The sequence below is a fragment of the Pseudomonas sp. LAP_36 genome (assembly GCF_019456785.1).
GTDB lineage: Bacteria > Pseudomonadota > Gammaproteobacteria > Pseudomonadales > Pseudomonadaceae > Aquipseudomonas > Aquipseudomonas tritici.
Genome location: NZ_JAHZMS010000003.1, coordinates 139,702 through 160,504, shown reverse-complemented (window position 1 = coordinate 160,504; position 20,803 = coordinate 139,702). Strand labels below are relative to the sequence as shown.

The window sequence follows — 20,803 nt, the reverse complement described above, 5'->3', positions numbered from 1 at the left end:
ACCAACCGTTATAACGGGGAATCTGGAGGCGAACAACCGGGCAAGCGGCCAATTTTCGGAGGATGAGACGGTTCTTCCAGGCGCAAGGAAATTACCTGTCGGACACAACGCCCCAGCAGGCAAGCGGGGATATTCAAACCAGGATCAATGCAACCGGGGCGCTTTCCCAATCCGAGTTGGCAAGTCGTCTCCTAATGCCCCACAGATCCATATGACCATCAACGACGGCAACCGAATGCCTGGCGTCGGCGAGCGTGCCGATTGCACCGTTTTTCAATGCCTCCACCGTGCCCCGGCGAAAGTGCTGCTTGAGCCCCAGGCGCGTTAACGCTTCGCCAGGGTGTTCACCGTCGTTGAGTGTCTGCATCGCGGCGTCAAAACTGCGCACGGCCCGGCCGTCATTATTTTCGAGCTGGGCGCGCTTTGCGCTGGCGGCATACAAAAAAATCGCATGCTGCAAGACCGTGCCCCTGCCGAGGAATCCTGCTTTGTCTCCTGCCTGCCTAAGCTCTTCATGGGTGAGGGAGACACTGACGTTGTCTTTCATCAAGATCTCGTAGCCTGCAGGGGTCTTTGTCACCTGGTTGAAAATCCCCCTCGGGTGACTGCCGAACTTGACCATTGCCGCTTTGATAGCAGAGACGGTGACACAATTTCCCTCGGCGACTTGAAAGAAGTCGCCCCATATATTTTTGGGTCGAATACCCGAATCGGTCACGGAGCGGGGTGGGATGGCTGGGTTTTCATCTCCTTGAGTGTAATAAGCCTCGTACTGACCGTTGTTCATGTGGCGGTTATTGACGCGACTATTGTCGTAGGGGATGGCGAAGTTTGAGTTAACAGGCGAAGCGATGTTGAGCTGCATAAGTGAGTGGCCCATGAATGATGTTGGATTGAGAGACCTTGGCATAACCGTTGATTACACGAGTTGGTACCCATGTGTTTGGGTTGCACCTTGCTCGGGCAGTATTTTCCCTTCTTTGGCCAATAGGCCGTCCTGGAATAACCCGCCGGCGTTGCTTCCAATCATCAACACCAGGCCCTCTGCATCACCCGCCCGCTCTACGTATTTAATGGAGCGAGTGACGCCCATGCCTTCCAGAATGTTTTTGACGGTACGACCGTGAAGGTTGCCCTCCAGTGCTGCCTCGAAACTGAGCCCGAAGGAAGGGCGGGGCGGTTGAAGTTGTTGGCGCTTGATATACGCAGCGAAGATGAAATGTGCATCCTTGAGCAGCCCTTCGTCCTTACCCAGGAATAACGACTGCTCACTGGCAAGTTCCAGTTCCGCGCGGGAGAGCTGCAGTTCAAATCCATCCCTGAAAGTGACCTGGTAACTATTGTCTGTGAACGTCACGCGTGAAAAGACATCGGTCGGGCTTTGCCCGAATCGGGACATCAGTAGCTTGATGACATCGGCATGAGTGGCTGTCTCGCCTTGGAAGCCATAAGGCCTTTGTGTGTGGAACCCCAGCAAGGGGTCATCGGGTTTCTGTCCGTTCCTTTTTGAAGACAGGTCAGGAAGCGCCTTGGCGGTCTCAACCTCGGCATCGGGCTCAGGATCCAGCTCGAAGGTGAACGGTTTAACGGCGGCAGTGGGAGCCAGGGGCGGCGGTGAGCGGGGCGGCTCCTTGAGTACTATGAAACTCTCTATCCATTTGGGCACCGGCTGCTTATGCCCGTACGATTCCATGGCGCCGTCCTTTATCATGCCGCGCTTATGCCCGAACACTTTCATGGCCGGCACGGCGACCTGGTTTCCAGCGGTCTGAGACCACACGTGTTGCAGCTGGTAGCCGAGTCCCAACAGTGTCAGGGCCGCATGCCCGCCGATGCCGTCGTCGGCTGCTTGCAGCGTCGCCCCGAAACTCTTTTTATGCAGGTCGATGCGATAGCCAATTTTTTCCTGATCGAGTTCGGCTTCGACGTGTTTGCGCTTAATCATGACTGCAAACATAAAGCGTGCGTCTTTTACCATCCCCGCGTCATTGCCTGAGAACTTCGCATAGTCTCCTGCCTGCGTTAACTCTTTGTGGGAGATATGCAGTTTGAAGCCATCCTTCATGGTGATGTTGTAACCCTGTCCGGTGGCGGCTACTTCATCGAAGACACTCAACGGGCTTTGGCCGAGTCCCGACATGGCGGCTTTGATTCCCGCCACCCAATCATCGTGGTCGTCAGCGCCCATAAAGGGATAATGCTCATACGTTGCATACAACCCTGACCAGAGGTCATCGGGTGGCTGATGTTTGCCTTTATCAGAAAAGAATGTTTTTTCCGCTGGCGGAAACCGTGACGTGTCTGAAGTTGACGCGTAACGCTGATAAGTCATGGGAGCGTGCTGAAAGCGACTGGGTTGTGACGAGTAGCCGCTGAAGAGCGGTGATATTCCTAAGTGCATGGGCGTTCTCTGACCGATGGAGTGACGCTCAGTCAGTGGCCAGTGGCAGTGATGCGTTCCGGTTGCCTGTGAGGTGATGCGTTACCGGAGGTGAATGATCGGATATTTTGAAATAAGACTGTTCCGAGATGCAGGGGTGTTTGCCTATATCTCGATGCAGGAGAAATCCCTTGCAGGAGCCGGGATGCCGGTTCCTGCAAGGGATGGGTCTAGAGGGTCAGGGTCAAGCGTTTGATCAGGGCGCCCGGCAGCAGATTGGAAGCGGTGTTGCGCTGGCCATAGGTGCTGGCCGACAACAGCAGTTCCCGATCGGCGGTCAGGGCTTCCAACTGCGAGCCGAGCAGGTTGTAGACGCTGTCATCAAAGCGCATGGTGCTGACCGGCGCCTTGATCTCGCCGTCTTCCACCCAGAAGGTGGCGAAGCGCGTCATGCCGGTCAGGCGTGCCGCCGGCAGGTCCGAGTAGTTCAGGTACCACAGGTTGCTGATGTACAGCCCGGTGCCCAACTGCTTGAGAATATCGGCCTGGGCCAGGCTACCGGCAGCCATCTGCAAGGCGCTGGGCGATTCATCACTGCTCGCGCCATTGGTGCTCAAGCCGTATTCGGCAGCGCTGCGTGAGTTGACCAGTTGGCCATCGGCTTTCCCCGCCTTGATCAGCGTGACATCGCCGCGTGGGTAACCTTCGGTGGAAAACGCCTGGCTCAGGGAACCGCTGATCTGTTCAGCCACCGTCACCAGCGGGCTCAGGGACTGTTCGCCGGCATACAGCTTTTGCAGCGAGCTGCCCTTGCTGGCGATGGCCTGGGCGGAAAACCCGCCCCAGGTGATGAGGCTGATGATTTCTTCAATCGCCGCCGGGGCGAGGTAAGCGCGGTATTGTCCAGGTGCCAGCTTGTGCAGTGGGCGGCCGAGGAACTCAAGCTGTTCGCGGGCCTGCTGGAAGCGCGCGGCAAACTCGGCGCTGTCCCAGGTGTGTCCGGCGTAGCTGGCTTTCACCGCTTCGCCATTGGCGTGGAACAGGCTGAAATCGAAGTTGAAACTATTGGCCTGGTGCCAGCCGAAGGCGCCCGACGAACTGGCGAAGCCTCGGCTGATGGGGCCCGCCGCATAGAAACCGACCAGGTCGACGCCTTGCGCGGCCTGGCTGATCTCTTCCAGTACCTGAGCCAGTGCCGGCAGCGGTCGGGGGTGTGCGTTGTTGCTTTGCCAGGCGTTGTGGTTCAGCAACAGGTACGGATCCTGGGGCAGCAACGGCAGGGTTTCACGCAGCTGTTTCAGGCCAGCGGCCAAGCGTTGGCGGTCCAACTCCGGCTCGCCGGCGAGGGTGATGCCCAGGTCGGCGTGGCGGCCGTCGTTGATCAGTTTCAGGTTGACGCTGGCCTGTTGCACCTGGCCGGCCTGGCGCACCTTGGCGTGGTTGAAGCGTACGAACTCGGACGCTTCATCCGCATAGCCCAGGTGGAATTGTTCGCGATCGGTGATGGCGTGCTTGAGCCACTCCACCAATGCCTTGAAGTTGTTCATCAGGCGTCTCCCCCAAATACGTCGACATCACTGAATACGCAGGCGGGCGACGCATGGCCGACGCGGATCACCTGGTTAGGTTCGCCTTTGCCGCAGTTCGGTGTGCCCAGGACCTTGAAGGTGCTGGCATCGCCAACCGCACTGAGATTGCGCCAGAAGTGTGCGGAAATAGCCCGGTAGTTGGGGTTCTTCACCACACCTTTCAGCTCACCGTTTTCGATCAACTGGCCCCATTCACAGCCGAACTGGAATTTATTGCGCGCATCGTCGATGGACCATGAACGGTTGGTCGACATCAGGATGCCGTTTTCTATGCCGCCGATTAGTTGTGCAAGGCTCTTGTCGCCAGCTTCGATGTTGAGGTTGGCCATGCGGTCGATGGGTGCACGGTTCCAACTGCTGGCCCGGCTGTTGGCCACGCCTGGCATGCCGGAGCGGTATTGCGACAGCGCCCCGCCCAGCGGTTTGAGCAACCGCCCTTCGCGGATCAGGAACTGCTTGCTGGCGCGGGTGCCGTCGTCGTCATGGCGGTAGCTGGCGAGTTGCTCGGGGATGTCTGGGTCGAACGTTACATTGAGCAATTTGGAGCCGTATTGCAGATGGCCGAAGTCGCTGGCCTTCACAAAACTGGTGCCGGCGTAATTGCGCTCGTCCCCCAGAATGCGGTCCAGCTCCAGCGGGTGGCCGATGGATTCGTGGATCTGCAGGATCATCTGATCGGGCATCAGCAGCAGGTCGCGCGGGCCGTTGGGGGTGTTCGGTGCGAGCAGCAGTTGCAGGGCTTCGTCGGCGATGCGTGGCGCGGCACCGATCAGGCCGAAGCGGCTGATCACCTCAAAGCCGCCTTGTTGGCCGAAGTTGCTGCCGCCCAGGGTGCGGCTCTGGCTGTCATTGCCGTCATAGGCCGTGACGTTGACGCCGGGGAACACGAAGCGCTGGGCCTGACGCAGTTCGGCGCCCGCGTTGTTGAGGTAGATCTGCTCGACGTGGGTCAGGCCGAGGCTGACTTCCCAGTTCACCAGGCGCTCGTCCTTGGGCACGGCGGCGGATTCGTCACCCAGCAGTTGGTAACAGTCGCTCAAGGACGGGAAGGGTTGGTCAAGGTCGGGGGACAGGTAGTCCGCCACATCGCTGGAGACGTGCTGGTCGCGCAGGTCGAGCAGCGCGTGGGGCTTGATCAACCGGGCTTGCTGTTCGGCACGCGCAAGGGCGGCTTGCAGGCCAGGCAGGGAAATGTCGTGGGTCGCGGCGTAGGCTTCCACGCCATTGAGACGCACGGTGAGCATGGCGCCTTCGTCGTGGTTCAGGTGGGGTGGTTCGGCGACGTTCTTGCGTACGGCCAGGTAGTGGCCGGACTCGCGCACGTAACGCAGGGAGAAAAATTCGGCGGTGGTGCGCAGGGCACTGAAATGCTGTTTGAGTGTGGCGTGGTGGTCGAACATGGGGCCTTCCTTGTGGGCGGCTCGTCGCGGGCAGGCAGACAGAGTAGCTGATCAAGGAGAGGTTTTGCAGTGAATGGTCGGGCCCCTTCGCGAGCAAGCCCGCTCCCACATTTTGACCGTGTGAACCCGATCAAATGTGGGCGCGGGCTTGCTCGCGAAGGGAGCACCGCGGTGTATCAGTTACTGCGCAGTCGGGCCCACTTCACGCATCGGCTTGCCACGCACCGGCGCATCGCCTGCCACGTAGTAGTCGGCGGTGCTGCGCGGCAGCGGCTGGCGGCCACGGATCTTGTCGGCGATTTTCTCGGCGATCATGATCGTCGGCGCGTTCAGGTTGCCGGTGGTGATGATCGGCATGATCGACGCATCGACCACACGCAGACCCTGCATGCCATGCACGCGGCCTTCGCCATCCACTACAGCCATCTCGTCGGTGCCCATCTTGCACGAGCAGGACGGGTGGAACGCGGTTTCGGCGTGCTCGCGGATGAACTTGTCCAGTTGCTCATCGGTTTGCACGTCGATGCCCGGGCTGATTTCGCGGCCACGGTACGGGTCCAGCGCCGGCTGTTGCATGATTTCACGGGTCAGGCGGATGCCGTCGCGGAATTCCTGCCAGTCCTGCTCGGTAGCCATGTAGTTGAAGAGGATGCTCGGGTAGTCCCGTGGGTTCTTCGACTTCAACTGGATGCGGCCGCGGCTTGGCGAACGCATGGAACCCATGTGCGCTTGGAAACCGTGTTCTTTTACGCCGTTGCTGCCGTTGTAGTTAATCGCGACCGGCAGGAAGTGGTACTGGATGTTCGGCCATTCGAATTCCGGGCGTGAACGGATGAATCCGCCTGCTTCGAACTGGTTGCTGGCGCCGATGCCGGTACCGTTGAACAGCCATTCGGCACCGATCGCCGGCTGGTTGTACCAGAGCAGCGACGGGTACAGCGACACCGGTTGGGTGCACGCATATTGCAGGTACAGCTCAAGGTGGTCCTGCAGGTTTTCGCCGACGCCCGGCAGGTCGTGTACCACCGGGATGTCGAGGCTTTCCAGCAGTTTGGCCGGGCCAACGCCGGAGCGTTGCAGCAGTTGCGGCGAAGCGATTGCGCCGCTGCACACCAGCACTTCCTTGCGAGCGCGGGCTTCAACGCGCTCTTCGGCTGCGCCGATCAGGTAACGCACGCCAACCGCACGCTTGCCTTCAAACAACACTTTGTCGGTGAGGGCGTGGGTGACGATGGTCAGGGTCGAACGCTTTTTAGCCGTGTCCAGGTAACCGCGCGCGGTGCTGGCGCGACGACCGTTAGGCGTCACGGTACGGTCCATCGGACCAAAGCCTTCTTGCTGGTAGCCGTTCAAGTCTTCGGTACGCGGGTAACCGGCTTGTACGCCAGCCTCAACCATCGCGTGGAACAGCGGGTTGTTGCCGGCTTTAGGGGTGGTCACGCTGACCGGGCCATCGCCGCCGTGCCAGTCGTTCGGGCCGATGTCACGGGTTTCGGCTTTGCGGAAATACGGCAGGCAGTCCAGGTACGTCCAGTCTTCCAGACCTGGCAGTTTCGACCAGTTGTCGTAGTCCATGGCGTTACCACGGATGTAGCACATGCCGTTGATCAGCGAAGAACCACCCAGTCCCTTACCGCGACCGCATTCCATGCGACGGCCGTCCATGTGTGGCTCTGGATCGGTCTCGTAGGCCCAGTTGTAGCGGCGGCCTTGCAGCGGGAAGGCCAGGGCGGCTGGCATCTGGGTACGGAAGTCAAGACGGTAGTCGGGGCCGCCGGCTTCCAGCAGCAGAACGGTGACGCCTTCGTCTTCGGTCAGACGGGTCGCCAGGGTGTTACCGGCGGAACCGGCACCTACAATGATGTAATCGTATTCTTGGGACATAAATGCACCCTCTATTGAGATGGTCAGGAGAGGCGAGGGCTTCGCACTCATCGCGGGCAAGCCCGCTCCCACAGGGGAACGCATTCCAAATGTGGGAGCTGGCTTGCCTGCGATGGCGGCCTCGCAGGCAACACCAGGCTCGGGTTTAGAACACCGAGGCGTAATCGCCCAGCTCAACCTGTACCGATTTGATGCGGGTGAAGTTGTTCAGCGAGCTGATCCCGTTCTCACGGCCCACACCGGATTGCTTGTAGCCACCCACTGGCATCTTGGCGTCGGACTCGCCCCAGGCGTTGATCCAGCAGATACCCGCTTCCAGTTGATGAATCACGCGGTGGGCGCGGTTCAGGTCCTTGGTAACCAGGCCGGCAGCCAAGCCGAAGTCGGTATCGTTGGCGCGGCGGATCACTTCTTCTTCGGTCTCGTAGGTGAGGATGCTCATCACCGGGCCGAAGATTTCTTCACGCACGATGACCATGTCGTCGGTGCAGTCGGTGAACACCGTTGGGGCCACGAAGGCGCCTTTGGCGAAGTCGCCGTCGGTCAGGCGGTCGCCGCCGCACAGCAGGCGGGCGCCTTGCTCTTTGCCCTTGGCGATGTAGCCCAGCACGCTTTCCATGTGGGCAAAGCTGACCAGCGGGCCGAAGTTGGTGTTGTCGTCTTCCGGGTTGCCAACGCGGATACGTGCAACACGTTCAACGATCTTGGCTTCGAACGCCGCCTGCAGGTGTTTGGGTACAAACACGCGAGTGCCGTTGGTGCAGACCTGACCGGAGCTGTAGAAGTTGGCCATCATCGCGATGTCAGCCGCGCGATCCAGGTCGGCGTCTTCGAACACGATCAATGGCGACTTGCCGCCCAGTTCCATGGTCACTTCTTTCAGCGAGGAGCTGGAAGCGCTGGCCATGACTTTCTTGCCGGTGTCGGTGCCGCCGGTGAACGAGACTTTCTCGATGCGCGGGTGCTCGGTCAGCCAGGTGCCGACTTCACGGCCGCTGCCGGTCAGTACGTTGAACACGCCAGCCGGAACGCCGGCTTCGGTGTAGATCTCGGCCAGTTTCAGGGTGGTCAGCGAGGTGACTTCGCTGGGCTTGAAGATCATCGCGTTACCGGCGGCCAGGGCCGGTGCGGATTTCCACAGGGCGATCTGGATCGGGTAGTTCCACGCGCCGATACCCGCGACCACGCCCAACGGCTCGCGGCGGGTGTAGACGAACGACGTGTCGCGCAGTGGGATCTGCTCGCCTTCGATGGCCGGCACCAGGCCTGCGTAGTATTCCAGTACGTCAGCGCCAGTGACGATGTCGACGTACTTGGTTTCGGAGAAGGATTTGCCGGTGTCCAGGGTTTCCAGGGCGGCCAGTTCATCGTTGCGCTCGCGCAGGATGTCGACGGCACGGCGCAGGATGCGCGAACGCTCCATGGCGGTCATCGCCGCCCAGATTTTCTGGCCTTTTTCGGCGCTGACCACGGCACGTTCAACGTCTTCTTTGGTTGCGCGTTGCACTTGGGCGAGAACTTCACCGTTAGCCGGGTTGATGGCTTCGAAGGTGGCATCGCTGCCAGCGTCGCTGTAGCCGCCGTCAATGTAGAGTTTTTGCAGTTCGAAACGGGCCATAAAGTCCTCGCAAGTGCATAAGTGGTTGGCGTTAACCGCCGAAAAGTGAGCCATAAGGGTGTGGCAACACTGAGCGGCAGCAGTTCAGGGGTTGAGCGGTTATGTGTGCTCTAACTCACCTGCTTGGCCAATTGGAAATCCATGTATTCGTAAGCGATCCGTTGCGCCTGTTCCGTGTCGAAAGCGTCTCCCGACAGGGCGCCGCGCAACCATAAACCGTCGATCAGGGCTGCCAGGCCTCTGGCTGCTTTGCGTGCGTGCGGCAGTGGCAGCACTCGGCGGAACTGGCAGCACAGGTTGGAATACAGACGTTGATCGTTGATCCGCTGCAACCTGTGCAATGACGGGTGATGCATGCTGGTGGCCCAGAAGGCCAGCCAGGTTTTCATTGCCGGTCCGTTGACCTGGCTGGCGTCGAAGTTGCCCTCGATGATCACCCGAAGGTGCGCCCGTGGGCTGTCGTCCTTCAGCGCAAGCCTGCGTTCGTGGACGTTCTCGATCAGCGCGTTCATCAAATAGCGCATCGTCGCTGCAATAAGGCCGTTCTTGTCCTTGAAGTAGTGACTGATGATGCCGTTCGAGACGCCGGCCAAACGGGCGATCAGCGCAATGCTGGCATCTCCCATCCCGACCTGATCGATCGCCGTCAGCGTGGCTTCGATCAACTGCTGGCGGCGTATGGGTTGCATACCGACCTTGGGCATGTAGCACCTCTCCTTAGGCCTGCCGACGAGCGATGAACGTTCGTCGACTTGAAGGCCAGTCTATTTTGTTTTGATTGAACGTTCAATCAACAAAGAATAAGCTCTGCGACAAATGGTCGCTGCCTACAGGTATTTCCTACAAATGGGCGGCGACATCTGACACCTGCGAAAACCCCTGAAACGGGCCATATATGGGCCTGGCACCGCCTCGGCGGGGCACAAGGATTTTCGGGGTGTCTTTATAACACCCGTCCGTCGACTGCCGAAAAATCGATGTTCCGGGATAACCGTTGCCTTGTGTTTCTCTCTCGCACTGCCCGGAGCATCTGCGCCATGAGTTCTGCCTCTCTTATAAAGACCCCGCCGGAAAAGGTCAGGGTCAACGGTTGGGTGTTCTACACCTCCACCGCGCTGATTCTGCTGTTGACTGCCATCCTGATCATCGCCCCGCAGGAGGCCGGGCGCATGCTCGGCATCGCCCAGGCCTGGCTGTCGAAAAGCTTCGGCTGGTATTACATGGTGGTCATCGCCGCCTACCTGGTGTTTGTGGTCGGCCTGGCGTTTTCGTCCTATGGCAAGTTGAAACTGGGCAGCAAGGACGACACCCCGGACTTCAGCTACGGCGCCTGGGCCGGCATGTTGTTCTCGTCGGGTATCGGCATCTCGCTCCTGTATTTCGGCGCTTCGGAGCCGCTCGACCACTACTTCAACCCGCCTGAAGGCGCAGCGGCCAGCAATGGCGCCGCTCGCCAGGCGTTGCAATTGACTTTCTTGCATTGGGGCCTGCATGGCTGGGCGATCTATGCCCTGGTCGGCCTGGCCGTGGCGTACTTTGCCTACCGTCACAACCAGCCGCTGGCCTTGCGCTCGGCGCTGTACCCGCTGGTGGGCGAGCGTTGGGTGAAAGGCGCGGCTGGCCACGCGGTGGACGGTTTCGGTATGTTCGTGACCCTGCTCGGCCTGGTGACCAACCTGGGGATCGGCGCGATGCAAGTGTCGTCCGGGTTGGAAAACCTGTTCGGCATGCAGCACAGCAACACCAACCTGTTGATCGTGATCATCGTGATGAGCACGGTGGCGACCATCGCTGCTGTGTCGGGCGTGGAGAACGGCATTCGCCGCCTGTCCAACCTCAACATCGTGCTGTTCAGCGGGTTGCTGATTTTCGTGCTGTTGTTCGGCCCGACCCTGCACTTGCTCAACGGCCTGGTGCAGAACACCGGTGACTACCTCAACGGCATCATCCTGAAAACCTTCGACCTCTACGTGTACGAAGGCGACGCCGACAAGACCGAACGCTGGATGGGCCTGTGGACGCTGTTCTATTGGGCCTGGTGGATTTCCTGGGCGCCATTCGTGGGCATGTTCATCGCGCGTATTTCCCGTGGTCGCACGGTGCGTGAACTGGTCGCCGGCGTGTTGCTGATCCCGCTGGGCTTTACCCTGGCGTGGCTGTCGATCTTCGGCAACTCGGCGTTGGACCTGGTGCTGAATCACGGTGCGGTGGAACTGGGCAAGACGGCGTTGGAGCAGCCGTCGATGGCTATCTACCAACTGCTTGAGCATTACCCTGCGTCGAAAATCGTCATCGGGGTGTCGATCTTTGTGGGCTTTGTGCTGTTCCTGACCCCGGCGGATTCTGGCGCGGTGATGATGGCCAACCTTTCCTGCAAAGGCGGCAATGTGGACGAAGACGCGCCGCATTGGTTGCGGATCTTCTGGTCGGCGGTGATCACCCTGGTGACTATCGGCCTGCTGTTTGCCGGCAACTTCGAAGCCATGCAGACCATGGTGGTGCTGGCGGGGCTGCCGTTCTCGGTGGTGCTGATCCTGTTTATGTTCGGCTTGCACAAAGCCATGCGCCAGGACGTGGCGATGGAACAGGAGCAGGCGCAATTGGCCGAGCGTGGCCGCCGTGGTTTCAGCGAGCGTTTGACCGCGCTGGACCTGCAACCGAGCCAGGGGACCGTGCAACGCTTTATGGACAAGCACGTCACGCCGGCGCTGGACGAAGCGGCGATTGCGTTGCGTGATCAGGGGCTGGAAGTGCAGACGTTGCTGGGTAAATCCAAGCGCTGCATTGGGGTGCGGATCGAGATGGAGGAGGGCAACCCGTTTGTTTACGAAGTGAGCCTTGATGCTTATTCGTCGGCGCCCAACGATGTGCCTGAGGAGGAGCGTACGCGTTACTACCGCGCCGAGGTTTACCTGCACAACGGGCCTCAGGAATACGACCTGATGGGCTTCACCCAGGAACAGATCACCCGGGATGTGCTCGATCAGTTTGAAAGCCATCGGCAACTCCTTGGCCGGGTCTATAGCTGATAGTTGAAACGAGCGGCGCCCTCACTGGCACCGCTTTCTTATGTCGTACATAGATCAAAATGTGGGAGCGGGCTTGCTCGCGAATGCGGTGTATCAGTGGCAGATGTGCTGACTGACACACCGCATTCGCGAGCAAGCCCGCTCCCACATTTGCTTTGCGGTGTGGCTTAACCCAGGTTTTTGCCTAAGAGCGCGTGATACAACTCACTGTCCCCCAGAATCCCCACCACCTTGTCATTGTCCCGCAACACCAACTTATTCCCCGTGTGATAGCGAATCTGCAGTGCATCACGCATGCCGATGTTCGAGTCCACCAGCGTCGGCACTCGACCCAAACCTTCCACCGGTTGCCCCGGCGCCCAGTTCTGCAGGTTCAACGGCGTGCCATTCTGGCGTGCGCCCTTGATGACGTTGCCTTCAGTCAGGTCCAGCCACGAGTCACCGCCCGGGTCCAGGCTGATCGAGCCGTTGACGTGGGTGCAGTTATCCACCGTGCGCATCAGGCTGCGACCGCACAACACATTCAGCGGGTTGGTATGCGCGACAAACGTGCGCACATAGTCGTCCGCCGGGTTCAGCACGATCTCTTCCGGCACGCTGTACTGGATGATCTTGCCATCCTTCATGATCGCGATTCGGCTGCCCAGTTTGAGCGCCTCATCAAGGTCGTGACTCACAAACACGATGGTCTTGCTCAGCTTGCGCTGCAGCTCCAGCAATTCATCCTGCAAGCCTTGGCGGATCAGCGGGTCGAGGGCAGAGAAGGGTTCGTCCATCAGCAGGATATCGGCGTCCATTGCCAATGCGCGGGCCAGGCCAACGCGTTGCTGCATGCCGCCGGAGAGTTCGTCCGGCTTCTTGTTGCGCCACTGGGTCAGGCCCACCAGCTCGAGTTTTTCATCCACCAGCTTGCGCCGGTCTTTCTCCGGACGACCCTGCATTTCCAGGCCGAAGCTGATGTTCTCGCGCACGGTCAGCCAAGGCATCAGGGCGAACTTCTGGAACACCATGGCGATGCGTTTGGTGCGCATCATTTTCAGCTCGGCGGGCGTGCAGGACGCGATGTCGATCTGGCGCCCTTCATGCTCCACGAACAATTGGCCACGGCTCACGGTGTTGAGGCCGTTGATGCAGCGCAGCAAACTGGATTTGCCGGAGCCGGAGAGACCCATCAGCACGCAGATCTCGCCTTTCTCGACATCCAGGCTGGCTTTTTCAACGCCGACAATCTGCCCGGTCTTTTTCAGGATCTCGTTACGGCTCATGCCCTGGTCCAGCAGCTTGAGCGCTTCGCGTGGGTCTTTGGAGAAGATTACGTCGACATTGTCGAATCGGATAATGCTCATGCATCACCCCCTACTTTAGCGTCGGGTTGTTTGCAGATGCGGTCGAGCATGATCGCCAGCAATACGATTGCCAGGCCGGCTTCAAAGCCCAGGGCAATGTCCGCTGTGTTGAGTGCGTTGACCACCGGTTTGCCGAGGCCGTCGGCGCCGACCAGGGCCGCGATTACCACCATCGACAACGACAGCATGATGCATTGGGTAATGCCGGCGGCAATGCTCGGCATGGCGTGGGGCAGTTCAATGCGCGAGAGCAACTGACGGCGCGAGCAGCCAAAGGCCTTGCCGGCGTCCATCAACTCTTGCGGTACGTCTCGGATACCCAGGTAGGTCAGGCGGATCGGTGCGGCAATCGCGAATACCACCGTGGAAATCAGCCCAGGCACCACACCCAGCCCGAAGAGGGTCAGGGTAGGGATGAGGTAGACGAAGGTCGGTACGGTCTGCATCAGATCGAGCACCGGCCGCATCATGGTGTAGAACATCGGTTTGTGCGCGGCAACAATGCCCAGCGGCACGCCGATGACCACGCAGACCAGGGTGGCGAACAGCACTTGCGCCAGGGTCTCCATGGTTTCCTGCCAATACCCCAGGTTGAGGATCAGCAGGAACGAGGCGATGACAAAAACAGTCAGTCCCCATTTACGTTGAATAAAGTGAGCCAACAGCGCAATCAGACCGATCAATGCCAGCGGATTGAACCAGGTCAGCGCGAACGTCACGCCGTGGATCATCGTTTCCAGTGTCGATGCGATCGCGTCGAAGTAGTTGGCACCGTGTTGGGTCAACCATTCAACGAAGGCAGCGATGTACTGGCCTAGTGGGATTTTCTGTTCAGTCAGCATGGTAGTGAATGTCCACATGCGAAGAGGGAAAACATCCCGGGGCAGCGCACCGCCCCGGGGTCAGCGGTTGCTATTTGGCGAGGTAAGCTTTCACGGCGTCGAGCCCAGGTTTGCCGTCAACGGTGGTGACACCGGCGAGCCAGGTGTCGAGTACTTGAGGGTTTTTCTTCAGCCAGGCTTTCGCGGCGGCGTCGGGTTTCATCTTGTCGTCCAGGACATTACCCATCAGGGTGCTTTCCATGTTCAGGGTGAACGACAGGTTTTTCAGCAACTGGCCAACGTTGCTGCATTCCTGCGTGTAGCCCTTACGAACGTTGGTGTAGATGGTGGCCTGGCCGTAGTTGGGGCCGAACGAATCGTCACCCCCGGTCAGGTACTTCATCTTGAAACGGGTGTTCATCGGGTGCGGCTCCCAGCCGAGGAACACGATGGCCTGGTCGCGCTTGGTCGCGCGTTCAACCTGGGAGAGCATGCCGGCTTCGCTGGACTCGACGACTTTGAAGCCGGCGGTTTTCAGGCCGAAGGCGTCTTTGTCGATCAGCGTCTGGATGGTGCGGTTACCGTCGTTGCCCGGCTCGATACCGTAGATCTTGCCGCCCAGCTCATCCTTGAATTTGGCGATATCGGCGAAGTCCTTCAGGCCTTTGTTGTACAGCGCTTCCGGGACCGCGAGGGTGTATTTGGCGTTCTCCAGGTTGGCGCGTACGGTTTCCACGGTGCCGGCATCACGGTACTGCTTGATGTCGTTTTCCATGGTCGGCATCCAGTTGCCGAGGAAAACGTCCATGTTCTTGCCGTCGGCCAGTGACTTGTAGGTCACCGGTACCGAAATCATCGTGGTGCGTGGCTTGTAGCCCAGGCCCTTGAGAATTTCGCTGGTAGTCGCGGTAGTGACGGTGATGTCGGTCCAGCCGACATCGGAGAAGTTGACGGTCTGACATTGTGCCGGTTCTGCAGCATGCGCCACGACTGGCAAACTCAGCATGGCGGCCAACAACAACTGGGGTGAACCTTTCATCTGGGTAGACTCCTGTGTTTTTTCTGGCGGCATCTGCCGCGCTTTATAAGTGTTGCGGTTGGTGCGTGCGACAACAGCTCTGGCACGGTGCCTTGCAAACGAGTCGAGACTGATCATGTACCAGTGAAAATCTGACGCCTACAGGGGGCGTCGTATCCAGTACAGGGATGGTCGTATCCAGTGTCGGTGACGTCGCTTACAGATTTTTCCCGAGGCAAAACTGCAGTTTTTGCCCATCTGCACCGTTAAAAACGGCCAAAACCAGTGATCGTACGCAAGCGACGCTCGTGAGCATGAGTGCGTCGGTGTGAGACGCCGTGACGGCCAGTAAAAGCTTGATGATGCCGCCATCTGGGCGATCTGAGCGTAGCAGCTCCTTGGTGTCCGGCCTGCTCACCTGCGGAGTTCCACGTTAATGGCTATCAGCGTTTTCGACCTGTTCAAGATCGGCATCGGGCCTTCGAGTTCTCACACCGTCGGCCCCATGCGCGCCGCGGCGTTGTTCGTCCAGGCATTACGTGGACGTGAACTGTTGGAACAGGTTCGCCGCGTCGAAGTTCAGCTGTACGGATCCTTGTCGGCCACCGGCATCGGTCACGGCAGCGATACTGCGACCATCATGGGCCTGATGGGCGAATGGCCGGACGCAATTGATCCGTCGCAAATCGGCGGCCGTATCCACACCCTGCGCGAGACCGACACCCTGTTGCTGGACGGGCGTTTGCCGGTGCCGTTTGTGTGGGCGCGGGACATGCGCCTGCTCGACGAAAACCTGCCGTTCCATCCCAACGCCATGACCCTGGTGGTGCACGGCGATAACGGCGAACTGCACCGCGATACCTACTATTCAGTAGGTGGCGGTTTTGTGGTGGATGAAGCCCAGGCGCAAAGCGGCGTGGCCGATATGGACCGTACCGAGTTGCCTTACGACTTTTCCAGCGCGGTGGAGCTGCTGCAGTTGTGCAAGACCCACAACCTGCGCGTCGCCGAGTTGATGCTGGCTAACGAAAAAGTTTGGCGCTCTGAAGAAGAAATCCGCAGCGGCCTGATGAAACTCTGGCGCGCCATGCAGGATTGCGTGGAGCAGGGCCTCAAGCACGAAGGCATCCTGCCTGGCGGCCTGAACGTGCGGCGACGCGCCGCCAAGTTGCATCGCAGCCTGCAAGAGTTGGGTAAGCCGAACGTGATCGGCTCGACCTTGAGCGCCATGGAGTGGGTGAACCTGTTCGCCCTGGCGGTGAACGAGGAAAACGCCGCCGGTGGGCGCATGGTCACCGCCCCCACCAACGGCGCGGCGGGGATCATCCCGGCGGTGCTGCACTACTTTATGAAGTTCAGCGAGGAAGTCACCGAAGCCAACGTGGTCGACTACCTGCTCGGCGCGGCGGCGGTGGGGATCCTGTGCAAGAAGAACGCCTCGATCTCCGGTGCCGAAGTGGGCTGCCAGGGCGAAGTAGGCTCGGCCTGCGCGATGGCTGCCGCCGGGCTGGCGGAGATCCTCGGTGCCACGCCGGAGCAACTGTGCAACGCGGCCGAAATCGGCCTGGAACATAACCTCGGCCTCACCTGCGACCCAGTGGGCGGGCTGGTGCAAGTGCCGTGCATCGAGCGCAATGCGATTGCCGCGGTGAAGGCGATCAACGCCGCGCAGATGGCGCTGCGCGGTGATGGGCAGCACTTTATCTCGCTGGACCGGGTGATTCGCACGATGCGCGATACCGGGGCGGATATGCATGACAAGTACAAAGAGACGTCGCGGGGTGGGTTGGCGGTGAGTGCTGTGGAGTGTTGATGGTTTTGTAGTGAGCGGGCTTGTCGAATCGTCGCACCGCCCGCGCTGGGTGGCGAAGCCGCCCCAATAAAGGCACCACATAGTGTCAGTTAATACCGAGTCGCCTGATTTTAGGGCGGCTTCGCCACCCAGCGCGGGGCAAGCCCGCTCACTACAAGTGAACACCCGAACCAAAAACGCCACCTTTTAGCGCGTCGCAAACAGATAAGTAGCCTCCAAACGATTCCGCGCCTGACCACCTGTCACCCGTGCTTGTGGTGACAGACGTTTCCCACACCCGCAAAGCGCCTTCCCACAAGTGCTACCGAACTGCTCACAGCCCTTGAGCAGGTTCGCTCCTACGACTAATTCCGGCTATATCCGTACGTGCTGCGCGGGCTTATTTAGACGCGTCATGAGGTCGTTTTTAGGAGTTATTGGACGGCCATTCAATTTTAGGCATGGCATTTGCTCTATCCATTCAAAGCCTCTCGCTCCGTTTTTTACAGGCAGGGATGAAGAGCGCCATAACAAGAGCCTCGCCTGAGGCCATCACCCGCTTTGTGTGAGGAGATACCGCGATGACGTCGTTCAACTCAGGGGCCCAACCCCAGAACCGTGCGCCTCAATCCATCGGCTTTTTGCTGCTGGACAATTTCACGCTGATTTCCCTGGCGTCCGCAGTCGAACCCCTGCGCATGGCCAACCAGCTCTCCGGCCGCGAGCTGTATCGCTGGACGACCCTGAGTGTCGACGGAAACCAGGTGTGGGCCAGCGACGGTCTGCAAATCACGCCCGACGCCTCCATGCACAAAGCCCCGGCCCTGGACACGGTGATCGTCTGCGGCGGCGTGGGTATCCAGCGCACGGTTACCCGTGAGCATGTGTCGTGGCTGCAAAGCCAGGCGCGCCAGTCCCGGCGCCTGGGCGCGGTGTGCACTGGCAGTTGGGCCCTGGCCTGCGCCGGTCTGCTCGACGGCTTTGATTGCAGCGTGCACTGGGAATGCCTGGCCTCGATGCAGGAAGCCTTCCCCCGCGTGGCCATGAGCACACGCCTGTTCACCCTCGACCGCAACCGTTTCACCAGCTCCGGCGGCACCGCGCCGCTGGACATGATGCTGCACCTGATCAGCCGCGACCACGGCCGTGAACTGTCGGCCGCGATCTCGGAAATGTTTGTCTACGAACGCATTCGCAACGAACAGGATCACCAGCGTGTGCCACTCAAGCACATGCTGGGCACCAACCAGCCGAAGCTGCAGGAAATTGTCGCGCTGATGGAAGCCAACCTGGAAGAACCGATCGACCTGGACGAACTGGCGGTATACGTCGCCGTGTCCCGTCGCCAGTTGGAGCGGTTGTTCCAGAAGTACCTGCACTGCTCTCCGTCGCGCTACTACCTCAAGCTGCGCCTGATTCGCGCACGGCAGTTGCTCAAGCAAACGCCGATGTCGATCATCGAAGTGGCGTCGGTGTGCGGGTTTGTATCCACGCCGCACTTCTCCAAGTGCTACCGCGAATACTTCGGCATTCCGCCACGGGATGAGCGCGTTGGCTCCAACACCACCCAACAGGTGGCGATGATGCCGATTCCGCAGGCATTGGTGTTGTCACCGTTGTCGGGGCCGATGTCGGCGTTGAGCCAGGCCAGGAACGAGTCGACTTTCGCCAGCGTAAGGCTCTAGACCGAGTCGCCTGCATTCGCGAGCAAGCCCGCTCCCACATTTTGATTTGTGAACACAGTCAAATGTGGGAGCTGGCTTGCCTGCGATAGCGAACTATCAGGTGCCCGAGTTCTGCTTGAACTGCACCAAAGCCGGCAACAACTGCTTGTCGATCGCCTGCCGCACCGCCGGCAAGATCGTCGCGCTGCCGGTGTACATCTGCTCAACCATGCCCTTGAGTGCCTTGGCCCGCGCCGGGCTCAAGCCGCGCACCGCGCACTCGCAGGCCTGCTCGGCGGTGGCACCACTGGACACTTCGAAACCCAGCGAGCGCAGTTGGCCCAGCAGGTCATCCTGGTCAATCAAATCCGCGTGCATCATGACGTTTAATCCTGGTGAGTGAAGCGGGGTTCGACCTTGATTCTGGTAGTCGCTCAAACAGTCGGCAAGGGCAGAATGCGCGAATGCCTCGTATGGCTATGAATGTGTCGTTTTCGGGTCATGCAGCGAAGGCACTTACCGGCACACTGAACCCAGGCACACAGCTTGACGGTTTGGTCACCCTCGAGATGTACCGCTCACACAAGGCACTTGCGCCCCGATCCAGTCACGGCTGGTCGGGGCTTTTTTATCGGCCCGGCAAACCGATGACGCGGCCGAGCAGGGCAGGCCTGGGCAGCTCGCCCTGTGCCGCGATGAGGGATGAGAGCCGCGCCAGCGTGGCCTCGGTGAACGGCGTCGAGCGCGGACCGGCGAGGTCGACATGCAGCAACATCTGTTCGTTGCCGGCCAGCTCTTTCTCATCCCCGGCTGAATGCAGGCTGTGATAGAGGTGCAGGCGCTTGGCGTCGTGGGCGATCAGTTGCGTGCGTACCTCGACGTCGGCGCCGAGCTTCACTTCGTGCAGGTAGTTCAGGTGCAACTCCAGGGTGAACAGTGAGTGACCGCTGGCTTCGCGGTTTTCACTGGTAAGCCCCAGGGTGTCCATCAGCGCGTCGGTGGCGTAGCTGAAGATCAGCAAGTAGAACGCATCGCGCAGGTGGCCGTTGTAATCCACCCAGTCAGGCTGGATTTTGGTCGTGTAGGTCATCAGAGCAGGCATCACATAAATTCCGAAGATGTACGCGGTCAAAAATGTGGGAGCTGGCTTGCCTGCGATAGCGGTGGTGAGGCTTACATCGCTATCGCAGGCAAGCCAGCTCCCACATTGGTTATTCGGCGAAGCTCATGCCGTGCTTGGCCTTAGTGGTTTTCACCGCGTCCAGCACCGCCAGCAGGCAATCATCACGATAGCGCTCCAGCGCAGAAATGCTGTGTTTACCCAGCTGATCGCTGGTGCCATCGACCACATCGTCAATCAGCTTGTCGGTCAGTTCCGGCGCCGGTAGGTAAGTCCACGGCAGTTGCAGCGCCGGGCCGAACTGCGCCATGAAGTGCCGCATGCCGGCATCGCCACCCGCCAGGGTGTAGGTCAGGAAGGTGCCCATGAACGACCATCGTAGCCCCGCGCCAAAGCGGATGGCGTCATCGATTTCGCCCGTGGTGGCCACGCCGTCATTGACCAGGTGCAGCGCCTCACGCCACAGCGCTTCCAGCAGGCGGTCGGCGATAAATCCAGGCACTTCCTTGCGCACATGCAAGGGCCGCATGCCGAGGGATTCATACACCTTGATTGCCGCCTGAATGGCCTCAGGCGCAGTGTTCTTGCCGCCGACGACTTCCACCAGCGGCAACAGGTATACCGGGTTGAACGGGTGGCCGACCACGCAACGCTCAGGGTGAGTCGAGCTCTCGTAGAACTCGCTTGGCAACAGGCCGGAGGTACTCGAACCAATCAACGCATTCGGCTTGGCTGCCGCGCTGATCTTGCTGTGTAACGCCAGCTTCAGCTCCAGGCGTTCCGGGGCGCTTTCCTGGATGAAGTCGGCGTCTTTCACGCACGCTTCGATAGTGTCGACAAAGCGCAGGCGGTCCTGGGACGCGCCCGGTGCCAGGCCTTGTTTCTCAAGGGCGCCCCAGGCGTTGGCGACGCGCTTGCGCAGGGCGGCTTCGGCACCGGGCGCCGGGTCCCAGGCGATTACATCCAGGCCGTGGGCCAGGGCGCGGGACACCCAGCCGCTGCCGATAACGCCGCTGCCGAGGGCGGCGAAGGTTTTGATGTCAGTGATAAAACGCATGGGAAATTCCTAAAGAGTTCGGTGATCACCTGTGGGAGCTGGCTTGCCTGCGATAGCGGTGTGTCAGTTGATGTATTTGACGGCT

At 60.0% G+C, this 20,803-nt stretch carries 16 protein-coding genes; 3 read left to right on the top strand and 13 right to left on the bottom strand.

Annotated features, from left to right (window positions below; translation table 11 throughout):
- Positions 1-133 precede the first annotated feature (133 nt).
- From JBO08_RS11775 to betI, 7 genes are all read right to left on the bottom strand, one after another.
- The gene (locus JBO08_RS11775) at positions 134-865 is read right to left on the bottom strand and encodes a hypothetical protein (protein WP_065871884.1); all 732 of its coding nucleotides are present in this window, start codon (positions 863-865) and stop codon (positions 134-136) included.
- 54 nt (positions 866-919) lie between these two features.
- Entirely contained in the window at positions 920-2,332 is a 1,413-nt protein-coding gene (locus JBO08_RS11770) for a hypothetical protein (RefSeq protein WP_220074735.1), read from the bottom strand.
- Positions 2,333-2,610: 278 nt separating this feature from the next.
- The gene (locus JBO08_RS11765; RefSeq protein WP_065871882.1) at positions 2,611-3,927 is read right to left on the bottom strand and encodes a TldD/PmbA family protein; all 1,317 of its coding nucleotides are present in this window, start codon (positions 3,925-3,927) and stop codon (positions 2,611-2,613) included.
- Complete coding sequence (locus JBO08_RS11760; RefSeq protein ID WP_065871881.1) at positions 3,927-5,369, bottom strand: TldD/PmbA family protein; 1,443 nt, start codon at positions 5,367-5,369, stop codon at positions 3,927-3,929. The genes JBO08_RS11765 and JBO08_RS11760 overlap by 1 nt, the downstream gene beginning before the upstream one ends.
- 180 nt (positions 5,370-5,549) lie before the next feature.
- A complete protein-coding gene (gene betA, locus JBO08_RS11755; RefSeq protein ID WP_065871880.1) occupies positions 5,550-7,253 on the bottom strand; it encodes a choline dehydrogenase in 1,704 nt (567 codons plus the stop codon).
- Between the two features lie 145 nt (positions 7,254-7,398).
- Positions 7,399-8,871 (bottom strand): betaine-aldehyde dehydrogenase, encoded by a 1,473-nt coding sequence (gene betB, locus JBO08_RS11750; RefSeq protein ID WP_065871879.1) that lies wholly within the window; start codon positions 8,869-8,871, stop codon positions 7,399-7,401.
- A gap of 110 nt (positions 8,872-8,981) precedes the next feature.
- Positions 8,982-9,575 carry a transcriptional regulator BetI gene (gene betI, locus JBO08_RS11745; RefSeq protein WP_065871878.1) on the bottom strand — a complete coding sequence of 198 codons (594 nt, stop codon included), beginning with the start codon at positions 9,573-9,575 and terminating at the stop codon, positions 8,982-8,984.
- Between the two features lie 390 nt (positions 9,576-9,965).
- On the opposite strand from betI, the gene JBO08_RS11740 reads away from it, so the two are divergent.
- Positions 9,966-11,900 (top strand): BCCT family transporter, encoded by a 1,935-nt coding sequence (locus tag JBO08_RS11740; RefSeq protein ID WP_225930712.1) that lies wholly within the window; start codon positions 9,966-9,968, stop codon positions 11,898-11,900.
- A gap of 167 nt (positions 11,901-12,067) precedes the next feature.
- Here the strand turns inward: JBO08_RS11740 and choV are convergent, their stop codons facing one another.
- The 3 genes from choV to JBO08_RS11725 form a co-directional block, all read right to left on the bottom strand.
- On the bottom strand, positions 12,068-13,246 hold the full coding sequence (choV, locus tag JBO08_RS11735; protein WP_065871876.1) for a choline ABC transporter ATP-binding protein: 1,179 nt from the start codon (positions 13,244-13,246) through the stop codon (positions 12,068-12,070).
- Positions 13,243-14,088 carry a choline ABC transporter permease subunit gene (choW, locus tag JBO08_RS11730; RefSeq protein ID WP_010207125.1) on the bottom strand — a complete coding sequence of 282 codons (846 nt, stop codon included), beginning with the start codon at positions 14,086-14,088 and terminating at the stop codon, positions 13,243-13,245. The genes choV and choW overlap by 4 nt, the downstream gene beginning before the upstream one ends.
- 70 nt (positions 14,089-14,158) lie before the next feature.
- Complete coding sequence (locus JBO08_RS11725; protein WP_220074736.1) at positions 14,159-15,106, bottom strand: choline ABC transporter substrate-binding protein; 948 nt, start codon at positions 15,104-15,106, stop codon at positions 14,159-14,161.
- Positions 15,107-15,521: 415 nt separating this feature from the next.
- Between JBO08_RS11725 and JBO08_RS11720 the strand changes: the two genes are divergently transcribed.
- Both JBO08_RS11720 and JBO08_RS11715 read left to right on the top strand, forming a co-directional pair.
- On the top strand, positions 15,522-16,898 hold the full coding sequence (locus tag JBO08_RS11720) for an L-serine ammonia-lyase (protein WP_065871873.1): 1,377 nt from the start codon (positions 15,522-15,524) through the stop codon (positions 16,896-16,898).
- Positions 16,899-17,458: 560 nt separating this feature from the next.
- Positions 17,459-18,562, top strand: a complete 1,104-nt coding sequence (locus JBO08_RS11715) for a GlxA family transcriptional regulator (protein WP_005792167.1) — start codon at positions 17,459-17,461, stop codon at positions 18,560-18,562.
- Between the two features lie 96 nt (positions 18,563-18,658).
- On the opposite strand, the gene JBO08_RS11710 is transcribed toward JBO08_RS11715, so the two are convergent.
- The 3 genes from JBO08_RS11710 to JBO08_RS11700 form a co-directional block, all read right to left on the bottom strand.
- Entirely contained in the window at positions 18,659-18,922 is a 264-nt protein-coding gene (locus tag JBO08_RS11710; RefSeq protein WP_065871872.1) for a hypothetical protein, read from the bottom strand.
- Between the two features lie 247 nt (positions 18,923-19,169).
- The gene (locus JBO08_RS11705) at positions 19,170-19,643 is read right to left on the bottom strand and encodes a thioesterase family protein (RefSeq protein ID WP_065871871.1); all 474 of its coding nucleotides are present in this window, start codon (positions 19,641-19,643) and stop codon (positions 19,170-19,172) included.
- Positions 19,644-19,752: 109 nt separating this feature from the next.
- The gene (locus JBO08_RS11700; RefSeq protein WP_065909960.1) at positions 19,753-20,718 is read right to left on the bottom strand and encodes an L-carnitine dehydrogenase; all 966 of its coding nucleotides are present in this window, start codon (positions 20,716-20,718) and stop codon (positions 19,753-19,755) included.
- Between the last annotated feature and the right edge of the window lie 85 nt (positions 20,719-20,803).

Bases quoted from the DNA above. Each gene is read 5' to 3' on its own strand.
- JBO08_RS11775 (WP_065871884.1), bottom strand. From the start codon at position 865: ATGCAGCTCAACATCGCTTCGCCTGTTAACTCAAACTTCGCCATCCCC.
- JBO08_RS11770 (WP_220074735.1), bottom strand. From the start codon at position 2,332: ATGACTTATCAGCGTTACGCGTCAACTTCAGACACGTCACGGTTTCCG.
- JBO08_RS11765 (WP_065871882.1), bottom strand. From the start codon at position 3,927: ATGAACAACTTCAAGGCATTGGTGGAGTGGCTCAAGCACGCCATCACC.
- JBO08_RS11760 (WP_065871881.1), bottom strand. From the start codon at position 5,369: ATGTTCGACCACCACGCCACACTCAAACAGCATTTCAGTGCCCTGCGC.
- betA (WP_065871880.1), bottom strand. From the start codon at position 7,253: ATGTCCCAAGAATACGATTACATCATTGTAGGTGCCGGTTCCGCCGGT.
- betB (WP_065871879.1), bottom strand. From the start codon at position 8,871: ATGGCCCGTTTCGAACTGCAAAAACTCTACATTGACGGCGGCTACAGC.
- betI (WP_065871878.1), bottom strand. From the start codon at position 9,575: ATGCCCAAGGTCGGTATGCAACCCATACGCCGCCAGCAGTTGATCGAA.
- choV (WP_065871876.1), bottom strand. From the start codon at position 13,246: ATGAGCATTATCCGATTCGACAATGTCGACGTAATCTTCTCCAAAGAC.
- choW (WP_010207125.1), bottom strand. From the start codon at position 14,088: ATGCTGACTGAACAGAAAATCCCACTAGGCCAGTACATCGCTGCCTTC.
- JBO08_RS11725 (WP_220074736.1), bottom strand. From the start codon at position 15,106: ATGAAAGGTTCACCCCAGTTGTTGTTGGCCGCCATGCTGAGTTTGCCA.
- JBO08_RS11720 (WP_065871873.1), top strand. From the start codon at position 15,522: ATGGCTATCAGCGTTTTCGACCTGTTCAAGATCGGCATCGGGCCTTCG.
- JBO08_RS11715 (WP_005792167.1), top strand. From the start codon at position 17,459: ATGACGTCGTTCAACTCAGGGGCCCAACCCCAGAACCGTGCGCCTCAA.
- JBO08_RS11710 (WP_065871872.1), bottom strand. From the start codon at position 18,922: ATGATGCACGCGGATTTGATTGACCAGGATGACCTGCTGGGCCAACTG.
- JBO08_RS11705 (WP_065871871.1), bottom strand. From the start codon at position 19,643: ATGCCTGCTCTGATGACCTACACGACCAAAATCCAGCCTGACTGGGTG.
- JBO08_RS11700 (WP_065909960.1), bottom strand. From the start codon at position 20,718: ATGCGTTTTATCACTGACATCAAAACCTTCGCCGCCCTCGGCAGCGGC.